The sequence below is a fragment of the Tautonia marina genome, from assembly GCF_009177065.1.
Lineage (GTDB): Bacteria > Planctomycetota > Planctomycetia > Isosphaerales > Isosphaeraceae > Tautonia > Tautonia marina.
Genome location: NZ_WEZF01000001.1, coordinates 538,156 through 556,132 on the forward strand (window position 1 = coordinate 538,156; position 17,977 = coordinate 556,132).

At 64.7% G+C, this 17,977-nt stretch carries 12 protein-coding genes; 6 read left to right on the forward strand and 6 right to left on the reverse strand.

What is annotated here, in order from left to right:
* Window positions 1-56: 56 nt before the first annotated feature.
* Window positions 57-581 (reverse strand): OsmC family protein, encoded by a 525-nt coding sequence (locus tag GA615_RS02070; RefSeq protein WP_152049582.1) that lies wholly within the window; start codon window positions 579-581, stop codon window positions 57-59.
* Window positions 582-873: 292 nt separating this feature from the next.
* On the opposite strand from GA615_RS02070, the gene GA615_RS02075 reads away from it, so the two are divergent.
* Together GA615_RS02075 and GA615_RS02080 are read left to right on the forward strand one after the other, a co-directional pair.
* Window positions 874-3,681 carry a DUF1553 domain-containing protein gene (locus tag GA615_RS02075; RefSeq protein ID WP_235904999.1) on the forward strand — a complete coding sequence of 936 codons (2,808 nt, stop codon included), beginning with the start codon at window positions 874-876 and terminating at the stop codon, window positions 3,679-3,681.
* A 99-nt stretch (window positions 3,682-3,780) separates the two neighbouring features.
* A complete protein-coding gene (locus GA615_RS02080) occupies window positions 3,781-5,280 on the forward strand; it encodes a DUF1501 domain-containing protein (protein WP_152049584.1) in 1,500 nt (499 codons plus the stop codon).
* Between the two features lie 74 nt (window positions 5,281-5,354).
* On the opposite strand, the gene GA615_RS02085 is transcribed toward GA615_RS02080, so the two are convergent.
* The 3 genes from GA615_RS02085 to GA615_RS02095 are packed head-to-tail and all read right to left on the reverse strand — an operon-like array spanning window position 5,355 to window position 10,672.
* Window positions 5,355-8,363: a DUF7133 domain-containing protein gene (locus tag GA615_RS02085; RefSeq protein WP_152049585.1), complete on the reverse strand. Its 3,009-nt coding sequence runs from the start codon at window positions 8,361-8,363 to the stop codon at window positions 5,355-5,357.
* Window positions 8,364-8,379: 16 nt separating this feature from the next.
* The gene (locus GA615_RS02090; protein ID WP_161602113.1) at window positions 8,380-9,750 is read right to left on the reverse strand and encodes an amidase; all 1,371 of its coding nucleotides are present in this window, start codon (window positions 9,748-9,750) and stop codon (window positions 8,380-8,382) included.
* A gap of 7 nt (window positions 9,751-9,757) precedes the next feature.
* Entirely contained in the window at window positions 9,758-10,672 is a 915-nt protein-coding gene (locus tag GA615_RS02095; RefSeq protein WP_161602114.1) for an SMP-30/gluconolactonase/LRE family protein, read from the reverse strand.
* 169 nt (window positions 10,673-10,841) lie between these two features.
* On the opposite strand from GA615_RS02095, the gene GA615_RS02100 reads away from it, so the two are divergent.
* From GA615_RS02100 to GA615_RS02105, 3 genes are all read left to right on the forward strand, one after another.
* A complete protein-coding gene (locus tag GA615_RS02100) occupies window positions 10,842-11,459 on the forward strand; it encodes an LOG family protein (protein WP_235905001.1) in 618 nt (205 codons plus the stop codon).
* A gap of 35 nt (window positions 11,460-11,494) precedes the next feature.
* A complete protein-coding gene (locus GA615_RS27320; RefSeq protein WP_161602115.1) occupies window positions 11,495-11,635 on the forward strand; it encodes a hypothetical protein in 141 nt (46 codons plus the stop codon).
* Between the two features lie 111 nt (window positions 11,636-11,746).
* The gene (locus GA615_RS02105) at window positions 11,747-13,249 is read left to right on the forward strand and encodes a Gfo/Idh/MocA family protein (RefSeq protein ID WP_152049588.1); all 1,503 of its coding nucleotides are present in this window, start codon (window positions 11,747-11,749) and stop codon (window positions 13,247-13,249) included.
* 362 nt (window positions 13,250-13,611) lie between these two features.
* Here GA615_RS02105 and hemL read toward each other — a convergent pair whose 3' ends face one another.
* Window positions 13,612-14,937, reverse strand: a complete 1,326-nt coding sequence (gene hemL / locus GA615_RS02110; RefSeq protein WP_152049589.1) for a glutamate-1-semialdehyde 2,1-aminomutase — start codon at window positions 14,935-14,937, stop codon at window positions 13,612-13,614.
* A gap of 137 nt (window positions 14,938-15,074) precedes the next feature.
* Window positions 15,075-15,980 carry a histone deacetylase family protein gene (locus GA615_RS02115; RefSeq protein ID WP_152049590.1) on the reverse strand — a complete coding sequence of 302 codons (906 nt, stop codon included), beginning with the start codon at window positions 15,978-15,980 and terminating at the stop codon, window positions 15,075-15,077.
* Window positions 15,981-16,120: 140 nt separating this feature from the next.
* Here GA615_RS02115 and GA615_RS02120 point away from each other — a divergent pair, with 140 nt between their 5' ends.
* Window positions 16,121-17,206 carry a carbohydrate-binding family 9-like protein gene (locus tag GA615_RS02120; protein ID WP_235905003.1) on the forward strand — a complete coding sequence of 362 codons (1,086 nt, stop codon included), beginning with the start codon at window positions 16,121-16,123 and terminating at the stop codon, window positions 17,204-17,206.
* The last annotated feature ends 771 nt before the right edge of the window (window positions 17,207-17,977 follow it).

The window sequence follows — 17,977 nt, forward strand, 5'->3', positions numbered from 1 at the left end:
GGCTCGAGGCGAGATCGTCGGGGGAAATTCATCAAGATGCGTCGAACGAGGCCATCCTAGCGGTCGGCCGGGCGGTTGGGAACGATCTCGCTCGTCAACTCGGGAGGGTTTTTCAAGGTCTGCGCGACGACGCAATAGCGTTCGGTCAGGCTCAGGAGTTTGGCAAGCTGCTCGTCGGTGGCGTCGCTCTCGACCTCGAACCGAAGCCGGACGCGGGGGAAGCCGACCGGAGCGGCCTTGTCGACGCCCAGGGTGCCGCGGGCGTCCCAGTCTCCCTCGGCGATGACCGAGCCGCCTCGGATCGGAATGCCCATTGCGGTGGCGACGGCGCGGAGGGTCACTCCGGCACAGGCGACGAGCGCTTCGAGGAGCATCGCGCCGGAACAGGCCGCCGATCCGTCTCCGCCGGTCGCCGGATGCAAACCGGCATCGACCTGGCCACCGGTGGCCTCGACCCGGCAGGTCAGGGCATCGCCCACCAGTGTCCCTCGGGCCGAGAGGGTGAGCTGGGCCGCTTCGGGATGATCGCGATAGGTCGCCTTGATCGGCGCCTGCAGGGCACGCAAGGCTTCGCCGTCCATCCGATTGTCCTCGATCGTCCAATCGCTGCGCGCGGTTTGGCGAAAAGACTCACCAGGTTTGCCCCCACGGCCGCGAATCCGTTGCCACGATCTTCCCATCATCGAAGAGTGTCGGCTCGCGTCAATGACCTGGATGCTCGCGGGCGGTGTTGAACTTTTCCCTTGGAAGTCTCGGCGTCGTGCGGTACAAGTTAAACAAGAGATGATCAAGGGAGATGCTGCGCCCTCTGGGAAGCGGGATCGTGCCCTGGTCACGACGAAGCCACCCTCACAATTTGGGAGGTCGCTGTTGATGATCTGGCCCGTACCTCTGGTCGGTCGGTGTGCTGGGATCGGAATGTCGCGAACGGTCGCGGTGTTTCTCGGTCTCCTGCTCGCCATGGTTGCTCCTGTGGTTCGGGCAGATGACGCGGGCCTCGCGGCCTACGAGGGGCAGATCCGGCCGTTGCTCAAGGAGCGTTGCTACGCCTGTCACGGGGCGCTCAAGGAGCAGGCCGGGTTGAGGCTCGACACGGTGGCCGCCATGCTCGAAGGGGGAGATAGCGGCCCGGCGATCGAACCGGGAGAGTCCGAGTTCAGCCCCCTTGTTGAGCGGATCATCGAGCACGACGAAGCGCTCCGAATGCCTCCCGAGGGGGAACCACTGACCAACGAACAGGTGACGCTCATTCGATCGTGGATCGATGCCGGCGCCGCCGCGCCGAGCGACGAGACCCCCGAGCCCGACCCCCGCGAGCACTGGGCCTTTCAAGCCCCGACCCGACCCGAGGTGCCCAACTCCGGCGCTGGCTGGGTTCGCGATCCGATCGACGCCTTTCTCGCCGCCGAACACGAACGGCTGGGACTGGAACCGCTGGATGAAGCTCCTCCTCATGTCTTGCTCCGTCGGGTCTATCTCGACCTGATCGGCCTGCCGCCGACTCGGGAGGAACTGCTTGAGTTTCTGGCGGATCCCTCCGATGCTGCGTATGAGCGCGTGGTCGATCGTCTGCTGGCCGATCCCCGGCACGCCGAGCGGTGGGCGAGGCACTGGATGGACGTCTGGCGGTACTCCGACTGGTACGGCCGGCGCGCCGTGCCCGACGTCCTGAACAGCTACGCCATGATCTGGCGATGGCGCGACTGGATCGTCAACAAGCTCGACGAGGACGCCGGATACGATCACCTGCTGCGCATGATGCTGGCCGCCGACGAGCTGGCCCCCGACGACCCGGAAGAACTGCCCGCCACCGGATACGTCGTCCGGAATTTCTACCGGTGGAATTACAACACGTGGATGGCCGACTCGGTCGAGCATACGGGGAAGGCGTTTCTTGGACTGACGATCAACTGCGCTCATTGCCACGATCACAAATATGATCCGATTCGGCACGAAGACTACTTCGCCTTTCGGGCCTTCTTCGAGCCGATTGAGCTAAGGCACGACCGTGTTCCGGGCGAGCCCGATCCGGGACCGTACCCCAAATATGAGTACGGCAAGGCGTACAAGCCGATCACCTCGGGCATGGTCCGGGTCTTCGACGAGAAACTCGACGCCGAAACCTTCCTGTACACCCGAGGCGAGGCTCGGAACGTCGTTCCCGGCCGCCCGCCCATTCCTCCCGGTCCGCCACGGTTTTTGACGCGAGGAGACTTTGAGTTCGAGCCGATCGACCTGCCGGACGAGGCCGCCTATCCCGGTTTGAAATCGTTCCTGCGTCAGGAAGAAACCGACACGAGGCAAGCCGCCCTCGACCAGGCTCAAGTTGCCCTGACGGCGGCTCGACAGGCCCTGGAGGCGATCGACGCGCAGTCCGATCCCGAGGGGCTGACCACGGCGCAGCTTGCCCTTCAGGTGGCCGAGGAAACCGAACAGGTTGCCCAGGCAGACCTGGAATCGCTCCGCCTTCGCATTGCCGCAGATGACGCCCGCTTTGGTCGGAGTGAGGCGGATGCCGACGAGGCCGCCCGCGCGGCGGCTCGAAGTGAGCGAGCCCTGGCCCTGGCGCGTGCCCGGCTCGAACTGGCCGGGGCCGAGCAGGCTGAGCATCAGGTGCGTCATCAGGCCGACGCCGCCGAAGACGCTCTGGCGAAGGCCGAGCAACGGCTCGCCACCACCCGGCAAGCGGTTGAGACGGCCGAAGGGGCCCTGGACTCGGACGCGACCTCGTACACGCCGCTGTCTCCGTCGTACCCCGAGCAAAGCACCGGGCGTCGGGCGGCGCTGGCCAGGTGGCTGACGCAACGCGACAATCCGCTGACGGCTCGGGTGGCGGTCAATTATCTCTGGGGCTGGCATTTCGGTGAGCCGATCGTGCCCACGCCGCATGACTTCGGCCGCAACGGTGCGCCTCCCTCAAATCAAAGCCTGCTCGACTGGCTCGCCGTGGAATTGATGGAGCCGTCGAGCCCCGGGGTCGAGCCCTGGTCAATGAAGCATCTGCATCGGCGGATTGTGATGAGTGCCGCCTATCGGATGGCCTCGCACACGAGCGACCCCAACCACCCGAACGCCGCAATCGACCGCGAGAATCGCTCGCTCTGGCGCTTCCGGCCGGGCCGAATGGAGGCCGAAGTGATTCGGGATAGCCTGCTCCAGGTGGCCGGCGTTCTCGACCTGGCCCGAGGAGGGCCGGAGATCGATCAGGCGCAGGGGCTCACCTCGCGGCGGCGGAGCCTGTACTTCGCCCACCACGGTGAAGGGTCAATGCAGTTTCTTGAGCTGTTCGACGCGCCCGACCCGGGCGAGTGCTACCGCCGCACCACGTCGGTCGTGCCGCAGCAATCGCTCGCCCTGGCCAATAGCGAGCTGGCGCTGAACATGGCCCGAACAATCGCCGCGCAATTAGGAACAGACCCGTCATGTGATCCAGAGGCAGAAGGGTCTGAAAGTGCGTTCATTCGAGCGGCCTTTGAACGCGTGCTGTCTCGTCCGCCGTCGGACGAGGAACTCACCCTCAGTCGCGGGTTTCTCGATCGGCAGATTGCCCTGTTCGAAGGAGCGGAGTTGCCCGAAGTTGCCGGGTCTGCCACGCCACCCTCGACCGATCCTCGAACGAGGGCGAACGAGAATCTGATTCATGCGTTGTTGAACCATCATGATTTTGTGACCATTCGTTGACTTCCGAGTACCTGGTCCTCGACTGCTGGATGTTCGGCGCAGTTTCTTCCTTCCGATTCACCGCGGTTTTGACGTGGACTGATGCTGGAGGCCCCGCCCATGAGTGCTCGCCCTCGCCCCTCGATCGCCGGTCCCCCGTGTGGACGAATCGGCCGCAGGAGCTTCCTGGCCGACGTCGGCTTCGGTTTTACCGGCCTGGCGCTGGGCTCGATGCTGAACCAGGAGGGGATTGCCCGCGGCGAGGCCCCGAGCCCGGCGGGCCAGTCGGCTCCGGGGCCGCACTTTGCGCCGAGGGCGAAGAACATCATCTGGGTCTTTCTTTCCGGTGGTGTCAGCCACATGGAAACCTGGGACCCGAAGCCAGCCTTGAACCGCTACGCAGGCAAGAGCTACGACGAGACGCCGTATCCGAACCCGTTTGAGGACCCGCTGTTTCGCGAGCGATCGCGCGCCGTGGTGGGGGCAGATCGGACGCATTCGGAGATTTTTCCGCTTCAGGTCGGGTTCCGCCGCCACGGCGAGTCGGGCATTGCGGTGTCGGACTGGTGGCCCGAGCTGGGCTCGTGCGTGGACGACATCGCCTTCGTCCGCTCGATGTACTCGACCGATAACGACCACGCCGCCGAGTTTCAGTTTCACCACGGCCGCCACAAGCTCGACCCGAGAGAACCCTGTATCGGCTCCTGGATCCACTATGGTCTGGGCACGCTGAATGAGAACCTGCCTCAGTTCGTGTTCCTCGGGAAGTACTCGGATATGAGGGTTCGAGAGAACTTCAATCCGCACTACCTTGGACCCCAGCATGGCGGGGTCGAACTCTCGCTCGATCCGGGGGCTCCCTTGCCGTTCGGCTCGCCGGCCGAGGGAATTTTGGCCGACGAACAGCGCGAACAGTTCGCATTCATCCGAGATCTGAACGCCCTCTCCGGGGTCGAGTATCCGGACGACGAGCAATTACTGGCGCGAATCAAGGCGTATGAGCTTGCCTATCGGATGCAAGCCTCGGTGCCCGAGGCGCTCGACCTTGGGGCCGAGGATCCGGAGACGGAGCGGCTTTACGGCATCGACCGAGAGCAGAACGCCATTTACGGCCGTCGCTTGCTGGCCGCTCGCCGGCTGGTCGAGCGTGGAACGCGCTTCGTGCTGGTCTATCTGAGTGACTATGGCGAGTGGGATTCGCACACGCAGCTCCGCGACCTGCACGCCCGGTCGTGCGCTCGGGTCGATCGGCCGCTGGCCGGCTTGCTCAGGGATTTGAAGCGGCGCGGGCTCGACGAGGAAACGGTGGTCGTGTGCTGTACCGAGTTCGGCCGCACCCCTGGTCTTGAGGTGCGTGACGCCTACGCCAAGCCGAATGGTCGCGACCATCACCCGCACGCCTTCACCATTTGGTTTGCCGGGGCCGGGATCAAGAAGGGGATCGTTCACGGCGCGACCGACGAACTTGGTTTTCACGTCATCGAGAACCCCCACTATGTGACCGACGTGCACGCGACCTTGCTGCACCTGATGGGCCTTGACTCACGCCGGCTCGAAATTCCGGGGCGCAAGCGCCTCGACATCGACCACGGCAACCCGATCCACGACATTCTCGCCTAGGAATGGGTTGGTCCGGGGTCGAGGCGGCCCCGGACATCCCAACGAAGATCGAGGCTCACACCCGCCGATCCGACTCAGGAGGAGAGGGAGCGCAGGTAGGCGTCGAGATCGGCGATCTCCTGATCCGAGAGGTCGTCGATCAGGCCGGCGGGCATGAGGGAAAGGTCGGAGGGACGACGCTCCTCGATCGTGTCGCCGTCGAGGGAGATGGTTTCGGTCGGGCCGGTTTGAAGGATCAAGGAGTCAACGGCATCGTAAATAACGATTCCCTGAAAGATCGATCCATTCTCAGTGGCCACAACGAGCGACCGGTAGCGGTCGGCGATGTCGCGCGAGGGTTGGACGATCGCGGTGAGCAGATCGTCTCGTGAGAATCGGCCGGTGATCCCACTCAGGTCGGGGCCGACGGCCCGGTTCCCAGAGTGGCATGCGGAGCATTGAGCCCGATCGAAGACGGATCGGCCGTGCTCGGCGTTTCCTGCGTTCCAGTCGATCGACGCGAACCGCCGGGACCAGGCGGCGGCATCAACTCCGTCGGCCCCGCTCAAGGCGTTGGAGCGATCGGGGTAAGCCTTGGCAAACCAGGACGTCCAGGCGGTGGGGTCGTTGTGAAACGGATGATGAGTTGCGCGTGTGAGGAGCTCCGCAATCTTCGACCGGATCGGGCCTTCCGGGATACGACGAAGGGTACGGATCAGGGTGACCAGTTCGTCGGGATCGTCGCGCGGGCCGAGCTGATCGAGCCCATCGAGGGCGGCGGTCAGGGTCGAGGTTTGCGAGGATCGCAGGGCTGAGAGGAACCTGGCACGATCCTCGGGGATCGGATCGCTTGCCAGGACGGGCACGATCGAGTCATCCAGACCGTGCGTTCCCCAGAGGGATCGAAGCGTGGAGCGTGCCCGATCGTCGGGATGAGCGGCCAGGACGGCGACCACCTCGGCGTTCCAGGCAAAATCGGGGTCAGCATCGGCTCGATCGAGGAATCGAGCGGCAGCGGCAGGGAGGTCGAACCCCTCGACGCGGGCAAACAGGGCATGGTCGGGGCGGCCGAACGACGGGTGATGGAGCATCGTGTCGGCGAGCTTCGGATCACGGTCGAAAAGCCCCTCGACCAGTTCGGACACGCGAAGCGGCCAGTTCCGATCGCGTCGAGCGTGCCTCGCGTCGAGTTTTCGGTCGAGGTCGAGCAGAGCGCTCGCCACGTGCTCGGTCACCGAATCCGACCGAGGGGCACGGAGTCGGCCGAGAACAATCAAATGGTGGAGATCATTGACAGGATCTGATGTCCTGGTCAAGCGGTCAGCCACGAGTGAGAGTGCCTCGGGGTCGTCGCAAGCGAGCATCGCAAGGGTTCGCGTCCGCTCCCGATCAAGGGGGGAGACGGGAGGGGTCTCCAGGGTGATGAGGGCGGAGATGAGCCGACGAGTCGTGGCCGGTGGGCCGGCGGTAGTCATGTCTCGGGGAGCGGAATAGCCTTCCCAGACACTTGCTTTCAGGTCGGGGTTGGGTTGGCCCCCGAGTGCGACCTGAATGAGTCGGGTGGCTGAAAGGGCAGTGGAGGCCGAGCAATTCGGAGATCCGAGTACCTCGGCGGCGAGGGCGAGGGCGGTTTCCGGGGCATCGAGGGTGAGACCAAACCCGATGGTAAGTCGCGCTTGCGGGGTGGTGGACTGCTGCAGAAGCATCGACCGGGAGTCGGGATCGAGTTTGGCGATGATCGCGGCCGAGGCGTTGCGAAGGAGGCGGTCGGGATGGTCGAGGTTGGGGCGAAGTGCCGAGCAGACCAAATCAGCGGGAACGGTGGGGTGTCGGCGCTTCAGTTCGACGAGGGCACGAAGCCGTTGCTGCGCATCGTTCGATCCGGCCGCGTTGAGCAATCGTTCATGAGGGATGCCCTCAGGAAGGACGCCTGAGGGAAGCGTTTCGGAACGGGGGGCGGAATCCGCAACCACGGTTCCGGTCCGGTTCGGAAGATCACCGACGAATCGGACGCGATAGACCGCGCCGCGAGTGCCTCGACCGCCGACGGAGAGGTAAAGCTCGCCGGAGTGCGGGTGAACCTCGGCGTCGGTCCAGGCAAAGCCTTCGGTGCCGCTTGGTGCGAGGAAAATCTCGGGCTTGGCGGTGAAGGAGGCGCCTGCCGGTTGCGGGCGAGCGAAGAAGACACGGCCGAAGGTCCAATCAAGAAAGAAAATGCCGTTGTGATAGTGTGCGGGAAAGTTTGTGTGGTCGTAGCAGACAACCCCGGTGGGTGAGCCGCGGTCGATGGGGGCGACGGGAGGCACCACGTCCTCCATCTCGGGAGGGAGGCGCCAGAGGTCGGTCTGCTGGGGGCCGAGCCAGCCGTGATGACCACCGGGAACGACATGATAGAAGCGAGTCGGTTCGTACCAGGGGAGGGAAACGCAGCGTTCGTTGTCGGAGTCGAAGGTGAAGATCTCGCCCTCGGGCCCGAAGTCGAAGTCGTAGGCATTCCGGAAGCCGTCGGCAACGATCTCGGTGCCCTTGCCATCGGGGGCAATCCGAATGAGACAGCCGGCCACGGGTTTGGCAATGGGAGAGGTGGGAAGGGAGGCATACGACTCATCGACGTTTGCAAAGTTGCCGACCATGACATAAAGCCATCCGTCGGGTCCTCGGCGGACGGCGTGGGCATCGTGTTCGCCACCGGTCTTGATCGGGAGGATCAGTTGGGAAGGGCCATCGGCGATACCGTCGTCGTCTGCATCGACGTAGCGACGGAGGCCGCCATCGCCGACGACGTAAAGGGAGTCGTCTTCCCAGAACAGGCCCATCGCTCCATCCTTCGGACCATCGGCGAAGGGGAGGGCACGGTCGGCGCGGCCGTCGGCGTCATCATCGATGAGGATGCGGGTGTAGCCGCGCCCGGAGACGATGACCCGGCCTCGGGGGTCGATGGTCATGCACTGGATGTCGTTGGCCAGGTCGCTGCCCGAGAACTCGGTGACGACGAAGCCGGGGGGAATGCGAAGGCCGGCGACCTCGTCGGCCTCGTCGGCCTTTGCAAGTGGAACAAGGCCCAGGCAAATCAAGAGGATTGCAAGCATTTTGCATGGGGGCATTCGTTCGGTCCTTCGTTCAGGGGCGAGGCAAGGGCGGGAGTTCGCCGGCGCCGGCGGCCTGGCGAAGGGCGGACTCGGTACGGAGGGCGACGCCGAACAGGTCGGCTTCACCCTCGGGACCGGCCCGGCCGATCAGTTGCAGCCCGAGCGGCAGGCCGTCGGGCGAGAGGCCGATCGGGTGGGTAATTGTCGGCAGGCCGAGGAAGCTCCAGGGGGAGTTGAAGGCGGGATCGCCGGTCGTCTCGGGGCCGGGGGCGGGGCCGAGGGCGGCGGGGGTGAGCAGGGCATCGACCTCGTCGAAATGGCTCTCGAAAAGGCCGCGAACGAGCCTCTGGAAATCCCTCGCAGCCAGATAATCGTCGTGGGAGACGTGCTTGCCGTCCTCGACGAGTTTCCGAATGCGGGGGGGATAACAGGCGGGAGAACGCGTCAGTGACCGGCGGTGATTGACGGCGGCTTCCGCGGAGAGGATGGTGAAATGATGCGCGGCGATTTCGGGGAACTCCCTCGGCAGGGTCGAGGAAACGACACGGTGGCCGGCGGCTGTCAAGATGGCGGTGAGGTGCTCCATCGCGTCGAGCATGGCGGGCTCGGTCCGCTCGTCGAACCACTGGCGCAGACGGCCGATGGTGAGGGGGACTTCCGAAGGCGTGGCGCGAATGTTGGCCAGCAGCGCAAGGTCGGCGACCGTCCGGGCAATCGGCCCCGGGTGGTCGAGACTCTGTGCGAGGGGGAAGACGCCTTCGGTGCTCCAACTTCCATACGTCGGCTTGAAGCCGGCGATGCCGCAGAAGGACGCAGGACGGGTGATCGACCCTCCCGTCTGGGACCCCAGGGCACCCAGGCACATCCCGCAGGCGACCGCCGCCGCCGGGCCGCTCGACGAGCCGCCGGGGGTGCGGTCGAGGTTCCAGGGGTTACGGGTCGGGGGAGGATCGATCCAGGCATACGGGGTTGTGACGGCCTTGCCGAGGATGATGGCCCCTCGGCGTTTCAGGTCGGCGACGATCGGGGCGTCGTGCTCGGGAATGTTGTAACTGCGAAGTTTGTTTGCCTCGGTTTCCGAGAGATTTGCGCAGAGCAAGTCCACATAGCCGGGGACGCCGTACTCGATTGGCAAGCCGGCGACGTAGATGATGTCCTTCACGCCGATCGGGATGCCGCCGAGCGGGCCAAGCGGCCGTCCGGCCTTGTGATCGGCGTCGAGTTGATCGGCCTGCGCCCGGGCTCCCTCACGGTCGAGGAAGGCCCAGGCACGGACCTCGCGCTCACGATCGTCGATCCGATCAAGACAGCGTTCCAGCACCTCGCGGCAAGAGGTGCGACCGGAGCGGAGGGCGTCGAGCGTGCCGGCGAGGGTGGCGTCGGCGGGAGGGAACAACTCCATCGGCGGATTACTCCGGGTCGTCGGCGATGGCGAGAATGAAGCCCTTTGCCTCCATCGGCACGGCATAAACGGAGGTGCGGGCCGTGATGTAGAGGGTATTGAAGTCAGGGCCGGCGAAGGCGCAGTTGGAGGGGTTCTCGGGGACCTTGATGAAGCCGAGGGTGTTTCCGTTGGGGGCGACGACCTGGATGGCGCCGAGCGAGGGCTGGGTGAGGTAAAGGACGCCTCGATCGTCGACGGTCAGACCGTCCCCACCTCGGGCATCGGTGCCGGGAGCCTGTTCGAGCTGGCAAAGCACAACCGCCTCGCCGGGTTTACCGGGTGCGGCGAGCACATAGGAGAGGACGTCGGGTGTACCCGAGGGAAGGACATAAAGCGTACGACCGTCCGGAGACAGGAGGATGCCGTTGGGCCTGGGGAGGTCGGTGAGGATGCGATGGACGGATCGTTCGGCGTCAATGTAATAGACGGCCCCGATGCCGGGATCGGTGAAGTAGATCCCTCCCTGGCGGTCGAGCACGAGGTCGTTCGGGCGGTCGAAGGGTTGGCCCTCGAAGGAGTCGGCGATGACGTCGATTTCCTTCGAGTCGGGATGGATGGCGATGATCCGCTTGCCGCCACCCTGGCAGGCGATGAGACGGCCGTCGCGCGTGATCATCAGGCCGTTGCACCCTTCGGAATTTTCCAGGAAGGGGGAGACATTTCCGTCTCGGTCGATCCGATAAATGGTGTTGCCGCGAACATCCGTGAAATAGACGTTCCCTTGGGTGTCGGCGGCAGGGCCTTCGGTAAAGAGAAAGTCGGTGGCGACCTGACGCATGGGGCCGGTCGGGCCAACGGAGGGGATCGTCTCAACGTCCTGAGGCGGGAACACACCAGAGAGGGCGAGCACGAAACCAGTAAGGAATGCGGCGATGCTCATGATCGGATCTCCCGACGGGTGAGGGTTGTCCGAAACCTGACGATCCCTTGATGGTATCGTGCGGCGCATGGGATTCCTACCGGGTGGGTGACGTTGTCGAAATGATCATGAGCCGGGTGCAAGCCCTCTTCCCTCGGCATTGGGGAACCTCGTAGGATCGAAGCCTCTGATGCGGCGTCATCTCGGATCAACCACGGAGGCGATGGTGCAAGCGGTCTGCGTGTTTTGTGGGTCAAGTCCGGGGGCCGACCCTGCGTATCGGGAGGAGGCGGCCGCGCTCGGGCGGTTGCTGGCCGAGTCGGGAAAAACCCTCGTGTATGGCGGGGGCAGCGTGGGCCTGATGGGCGTGCTGGCCGACGCGGCGCTGGCGCATGGGGGGAAGGTGATCGGCGTGATTCCGCAATCGCTTGTCGATCGTGAGGTCGGGCACTCCACCCTGACCGATCTCCGCGTGGTTGGCTCGATGCACGAGCGTAAGGCGATGATGGCCGATCTTGCCGACGGATTTCTCGCCCTGCCGGGTGGCATCGGCACGCTGGAGGAGTTCTTCGAGATCTGGACCTGGGGACAGCTTGGCCTGCACCGCAAGCCGTTCGGCCTGCTCGATGTCGAGGGGTTCTATCAACCGATGCTCGCGTTTCTTGATTGTCTGGTCGAGCAGCGGTTCGTCAAGCCCGAACATCGGGCCATGCTGATCGTTGCCCGTCAGCCCGTTACGCTCCTCGCAGCGATGGAAGTCTACACGCCTCCTCCCGTTCCGAAGTGGATCAACCAGGAGTCCACCTGAGTCGGCAGGATGTCGGTAGATGAGAGGCTCGGCTGATGTCGCTCGATGGACCTGAGGACCGTGACGGGCCAGGACGGAAGACGCTGGAGATCGAGTGGCAAGCATGGGCGAACGCGAATGCGGTGTTGGACGCCACGCTCTGGTGGTGGCTCGACACGGCGTCGCTCACCAGCTAGGCTCCAAGAGACGGATGGATGCGAGACGGCCAGGGATTCCTCGTCTCCGATTCGGACCGTAACACGTCCGGCGTCGCCGAAATTCCCCGAAACCATTGGTGAGCAAGCACGATGAAGCCAATCCTGCGCCGGAGCTTTCTGAGAGGTTCGGTGACGGCCGGTCTGACGCTGGGAATGCCGCGGCTGATGCTCGGGGCCGGACTTCCGGCGAGCCGTCCGAACGACGCGGTGAATGTTGCGGTCATCGGGCTCGGCTCGACCACGGCGGTCGGGGGGGTGGGGGGCCGAGGACACCAACTGATCAATCGTCTCCGCCAGATCGACGGCGTCAACATCGTCGCCCTCTGCGACGTGGACCAGGACCACATCGACCGGGAGCTGGAGGCGGCCCGCAACCACGGCGAGACACCCGCAACGCACCGCGACCTCCGCGAGGTTCTCGATCGTCAGGATGTCGATGCGGTTATTGTTGCCTTGCCGAACCACTGGCACGCCCTGGCGACAATTTGGGCCTGCCAGGCGGGCAAGGATGTGTATGTCGAGAAGCCGTTTTCGTACGACCTCTGGGAAGGTCGGCAGATGGTGGCGGCGGCTCGCAAGTATGGGCGTATGATTCAGGTCGGCACCCAACGACGGTCGAGCCAGTTTCTCCGTGGGGTCTTCGACCGTCTGCAAGGCGGTGAGTTCGGTCCCATTCGATTCGCCCACGCCCTGGTGTATCGGCCGCGCAACGACATCGGGACGGTCGATGCACCCACCTCGCCGCCGCCCACCGTCGATTACGACCTCTGGTGCGGCCCGGTTCCGAACGAACCCTTGATGCGCAAGCAATTGCACTACGAGTGGCACTGGTTCTGGGAGACCGGCAACGGCGAGATGGGCAACAACGGCATTCATGTGATCGACGCGTGCCGATGGGCTCTGGGGCAGGATCAAGCCCCCCCAAGAGCCATGAGCATCGGCGGCCGATTTGCGTTCAACGACTGCGGCGAGACGGCAAACACCCACCTTGCGCTGTTCGATTTCGAGCCGGCGCCCCTCATCTGTGAGATCCGAAACGTGGTTGCCGGCGACGATCGGAGCGCGATCGGTCAGTATCGGGGCCGGAGCGGTGGAATCCTGATCGACTGCGAGGGGGGATACTTCGCGGGCGACACCGCCGGCGGGGCAATCTACGACCCTCAGGGCAAGAGGATTCTGGACCTCGGGCAGGGTGAGAACCCCGGCGAGATCGAACATGCACATCTCTCCAATTTCCTCGATGCCGTCCGTAGCCGGAAGGCAGACGACCTGACGGCCGAGGCGACCGTGGGGCACCACTCGACGGCCTGCTGCCACATGGCCAATGTCTCGCACCGAATTGGGACACAGGCATCGCCCGAAGCCATTCAGGCCGCGGTCTCGGGCAACGCAGAGCTGGCCGACGCCTTCGAACGCTGCCGAGCCTATCTCCGCAGCAATGGTGTGGACCTGGCCGATACGCCCGCGACCCTCGGACCCTGGGTGACCCTCGACGCGGAGCGGGGCCGCTTCGTCGGCGAGTTTGCCGCCGAGGCCAATGCGCTCTCGAAACGCGAATACCGCGAACCGTTCGTGGTGCCCGAACTGGCCTGACCAGGGGATGCCTCCGGCCGACCCGTTGCGTGATCCGTCTGCTTGATCGCGCCCACCTGCCTCGCCGCTCGGTCGTGGAGTCGCGGGGCAGAGCTGGGCGGCGTGGATCGGTCGTGATCGGTGACCACGTGCGTGAGAGGGGTTGGATTCCCCAATACCCGACTGTTGATCCACCAACGGTATTCAGAGCGACAAGGTCGGGATGCAACGAACGAGAAGCGATTGCCGGTGGGTGATCCCGTTCCGATCGGGGGGCGGAGTCTCCTCCGAGACTTCCAATCGGGGAACGAAGCCCAACCTTCGTACGGATTGGGGCTCCGTCCCCCGACGCGTTCTGGACGCTGGAGCTGCGTCTCTCTGTGTCAATGGGTCGCGGCCTTGAGGGCCTCGCGGGCGGCGGAGATGGTGTGGTCGATGTCGGCCTCGGTGTGGGCGGCGGAGAGGAAGGCGGCCTCGAACTGGCTGCAGGGGAAGTAGACGCCTCGGGCGAGCAGCTCCCAGAAAAAGCGGCCGAAGAGGGCGGTATCGGAACGCTTGGCGTCGTCGAAGTTGTGGACGGGGCCTTCGGTGAAGAAGAGGGTGATCATGCTGCCGACACGCTGGATGCAGTGTGGGACCTTGGCATCGGTGGCGGCGCGGCGGAGACCCTCTTCGAGGCGGGCGGTGAGCGATTCGAGATACGGGTAAGGGTTCTCTTGCTTGAGCAAGCGCAGGGTGGTCAATCCGGCGGCCATGGCGAGCGGGTTGCCGGAGAGGGTCCCGGCCTGGAAGACGGGGCCGACGGGGGAGACGTGAGTCATGACCTCTCGGGACGAACCGTAGGCCGCCGCGGGGAGGCCGCCGCCGATGATCTTGCCGAGGCAGGTGACATCGGGGGTGATGCCGAAGTGCTCCTGGGCACCACCGTAGGCCAGGCGGAAGCCGGTCATCACCTCATCGAAGAAAAGCAGAGCGCCGTTCTTCTCGGTCAACTCGCGGAGCAGTTCGAGGTAGCCGGGGCGAGGGGGGACGCATCCCATGTTGCCGGCGACCGGTTCGAGGAGGACGGCGGCAATCTGGTCGGGGAAGCGCTGGAAGGCATCGGCCACGGCGGCGGCATCGTTGAACGGGCAGAGGATGGTGTCGCTCGCGGCGCCGGGAGTGACACCGGGGCTGTTCGGGTGGCCGAGGGTGGCGACCGCCGATCCGGCCGAGACGAGCAGGGCATCGACGTGCCCATGATAATGCCCGATCATCTTGATGACTTTATTGCGCCCGGTCACCCCTCGGGCGAGGCGGACAGCGGACATGGCGGCCTCGGTCCCGGAGGAGACGAAGCGGACCATCTCGATCGAGGGGACGGCCTCAACCACGGCCTCGGCAATCTCGGCCTCGCGGACGGTCGGGGCGCCGAAGCTGGAGGACTTCGCCAGGGCATCGGTGACGGCAGCGTTGACCTCGGGTCGGCAGTGGCCGAGGATCATCGGCCCCCACGATCCGATGTAGTCAATGTATTGGTGGCCGTCGATGTCGTACAGGTAGGCTCCATCGGCCCGATCCATGAAGGGAGGCTCGCCGCCGACGGCCCCGAAGGCTCGGGCAGGGCTGTTCACCCCTCCGGGGATCACCCGGCCGGCGCGGACGAACTCGGCATGGCTGTGGTCGAGGTGGTAGTCGGGCTTCGATCGGGCAGGGGTGGTGGCGTCCATCGGCATGCGTCAACAAAAGGGTTGGCGGGAGAGGGCGGGCATGATGAGGGGAGCATGCGATTGCGGGGCAAACCTCCCTTGAGTGACAGCATAGCCACCGCGCGGAGGGGCCGTCGAGCGGGGATCGAGGATGCCGGTCAGCCGGGCAAGCCCTCAACCGCCAGCCGCACGGTGGCGAAGTGAATGGTGACGATGTCCTCGACATCTTCGGAATAGCCGCCGGCCATGCTCACGGCGACGGGAATGCCTCGGGATCGCAGCGCGTCGAAGACGAGGCGATCACGAGCTTCGAGGCCGGGCATGGTCAATTTCATCCGGCCGAAGCGGTCGGCCTGGTAAGGGTCGGCCCCGGCAAGATAGATGGCCAGATCGGCTCGGGCACGGTCGATCGCCTCGGCCAGGCCGGCATCGAGGGCGGCGAGGTAGGCGTCGTCGCCGGTGCCGTCGGGCAACGGGACGTCGAGGTCGCTGGGAGGCTTGCGCAAGGGGTAATTGCGTTCGCCGTGGATCGAGAAGGTGAAGACGGTCGGATCGTCGGCGAAGATCAGGGCCGTGCCGTCTCCCTGGTGCACGTCGCAATCGACGATCAGGACGCGGCGGGCGAGCCCTTCGGCCTGCATCGCTCGGGCGGCGATGGCCGAGTCGTTGAACACGCAGTAGCCGGCGCAGCGGTTGGGAGCGGCGTGGTGGGTGCCGCCGGCCAGATTGATTCCGAACGAGTCGCCGGTCAGCACGTCTCGGGCGGCGGCGATGGTCGCGCAGGCCGATCGCCGTGATCGCTCGATCAACTGAGGCGACCAGGGGAAGCCGAGCGCCCGGGCTTCCTCGGCATGGAATTGGCCGGAGACGGCGCGGGCGAGGTAGTCTGGCTCGTGGGCGCGGAGGATTTCCAGGTCGGTCGCGGCCGAAGGCTCTCGGAGCAGCTCGGGAGGCACGAGGCCGAGGCGTTCGACGCGATCGCGTAGCCGGGCGTACTTGGCCATCGGAAAGCGGTGCCACTCGGGCAGGGGCAAGACAAACCGGTCACTGAAGTAGATCGCCACGGGGAAGGACCTCGACCTCGGTCTCGGGCTGCGATGGAGAACATCGGGACGGCCGGTCATCGACCGTAACGGGTCTGGGTCGTATTGTAGGCGTCGGGATGACCAGGAGGACTGGTCGATTCCCGGGAGACTATTGCATCATGCTGGTTCCGTCGTTGCTTGCCTTGCTCGTGATGTCCCCCGCGCTGCTCGATGAAGAGCCGGGGCCCCATGAGTTCACCGCCGCAGAGGCCCGCGGCTACGTCGCGTACCGGACCCCAGGGCCGATCACGATGGATGGTCGGCTCGATGATCCGGGCTGGAAGGGAATTCCCTGGACCGAGTTTTTCCTCGACATCGAGGGAGATGTTCGCCCTCGCCCTCGGTTCAAGACCCGGGCGAAAATGGCCTGGGACGATCAGTTCTTCTACATTGCGGCGGATCTGGAAGAACCGCACGTCTGGGGAACCCTGACCGAGCATGATTCGGTCATCTTTTATGACAACGACTTCGAGGTCTTCATCGACCCCGATGGCGACAACCACCAGTACTACGAGTTCGAGATCAATGCGCTGAACACCGGCTGGGATCTTCGGCTCGTCAAGCCGTACCGAGACGGCGGCCCCGCGCTGAACGAGTGGGAAATTCCCGGTCTGAAGACGGCCGTGCACGTGCGAGGGACCCTGAACGATCCGACCGACGAGGACGAAGGCTGGTCGGTCGAGATCGCGATGCCCTGGAACGTGCTGGGCGAGTTCACCGATCAGCCGAGCCCTCCCCGAAACGGCGACCGCTGGCGGGTGAACTTCTCCCGGGTCGAGTGGCAGCATTTGGTCGTGGACGGGCGCTATCAGAAGGTGCCGGACACGAGAGAGGATAACTGGGTCTGGTCGCCGCAATGGGTGATCGACATGCACCGCCCCGAGCGCTGGGGCGATGTGGTGTTCTCGACCGATACGGTCGGTTCGGTGACCTTTCGGCCCGATCGCGCCCGTCCAGCTCGCGACTTCCTGCACCTCGTATATGAGGCGCAGAAGGTCTTCCGCAAGGAGCACGACCGCTGGGCCACGTCGGTCGAGGAAATCGGCTTCGACGCCGGCCCCGAACCCTCGCTGACCATCGAGGCGACGGATGACGGCTACTCCGCCTCGGTGATCGTGCCCGCCGCCGAGGGGGAACCGGCCCGACGCTGGACGATCTCCCATGATTCTCGGATCATCAGCGCTCCGGTCAACCGTCCGTCGTGAGCCGATTCTCGGTTCGCTTGCCCTTCCGGATCGCCGCCGGAAGGGCATCGACTCGGCGAGGTTCGCCTGGGAGAACGGTCAAAAAATCGTAAGCCATCCGATCAACGACCCAACGCTCCGGCCGGACGGTGAGTCGCTCATTTCAGCGAGAATCGGGTGTGTTTTTGAGGAGAATTGCCGAGATTTGACTGCTTTCTTGTGTGTTTGAGGTGCTTGTGTGCCAAATATGGCGCGAATCGAGCCGGGGCCGATGGGCTCCTTGATACGGCATGTCTTGTTGGTTGGGGCCGAAGGTCTTATTGTCGAATGAACGATGCTCTGGGTTTGCACTGCCGAGGGCATCCGGGAAGAGGTGTGGCAAGCACCTTGGGCCCGGCGGGATCGCGTTGCGTTGGTGAAACATCCGGAGTGAAAGCTGCGGCGGTGGAGTCACACCAGGCGGCTTGATTGAGTCTGATCTTCATGGATGCGTGGCTTCTGGCGGGGTTTTCGCTCGGGCGGTGATCTGAGAGCCCGATCCCTGGAAGACCCGCTGGAGACTGTTCGGGGAGTTCCTGTCAGCGTGGACGACGACCTTGCAACAGGAGCTTCGTCATCGAAGAACGACTGTTGAGTTGAAGATGTCGAATCATGATCGCTTCAGGGGATGAATGAGTGCGTTCTTGAGCGATGGTTTGCTCGTAAGGGAAAACAAGATTTTCGATCCGACTGTTGTTCGAATCGGGACCAACTCAACGATCTCCTGTTGCGATCGAACGCTCTGGTGCTGAA